Here is an 836-nt window from a genome sequence, read left to right on the forward strand (position 1 = left end):
AAATGTTAAGACAATAACCATCAACATTAATATTGTTGATTGTGCTGCTGATGCACCAATTATTTGGTTTTTAAAACCATCATCGTACACTTTGTAGACAAGAGTGCTTGTTGCACGCGCAGGACCTCCAGAGGTTATGTTATCAATAATGCCAAATGTGTCAAACATAACATATTGGATGTTAACGATAAGAAGAAAAAAGGTTGTCGGTGAAATTTGCGGAAAAACCACAGTCCAAAATCGTTTAAAAGGACCAGCACCATCAATTGCTGCTGCTTCTATTTGGGAACGTGGAACAGATTGAAGACCGGCAAGAAAAAAGAGAAAATTATAAGAGATTTGTTTCCAACTGGCTGCAATCACAATAATAATCATTGCTTGAATGCCATTAATACGATAATTCCATATAATACCTATTTTCTGGAGAAAAAAAGGGACAATTCCGGCAGTTGGATGAAAGATAAACAACCATAATATACCTGCCAATACCGGAGCAACAGCATAAGGCCAGAGCAAAAGTGTTGTGTAAGCTTTTTTTGCGCGGATGACACGATCAACACAGACAGCCAAAAGAAGAGATATGGTCATTGAAGTGGCAGTTACCGAAATGGAAAATATTGCGGTTATAAGAAGCGATTTGAGATAAGCAAGATCAGAGAAAATTGTAACATAATTTTCAAAACCAATAAAGGTTGTAGTAAAGCCAAAAGGATCTTCACGCTCAAAAGACGATTTTATTGCTTGGATAGCAGGCCAAAAGAAAAACAAAAAAGTCACAAGGAGCTGAGGAAAAAGCAACCAGTAAGGAAGTAGACTATTTTTGAAATATGCATGTT

Annotated in this window: 1 protein-coding gene; it reads right to left on the bottom strand. The window is 36.7% G+C overall.

The features are described 5' to 3' along the window. On the bottom strand, positions 1-836 hold an 836-nt coding region (gene ugpA / locus ACFINZ_RS10330), incomplete at both ends, for a sn-glycerol-3-phosphate ABC transporter permease UgpA (RefSeq protein ID WP_375701465.1).

The sequence above is a fragment of the Bartonella sp. AA81SXKL genome (genome assembly GCF_042196945.1).
Lineage (GTDB): Bacteria > Pseudomonadota > Alphaproteobacteria > Rhizobiales > Rhizobiaceae > Bartonella.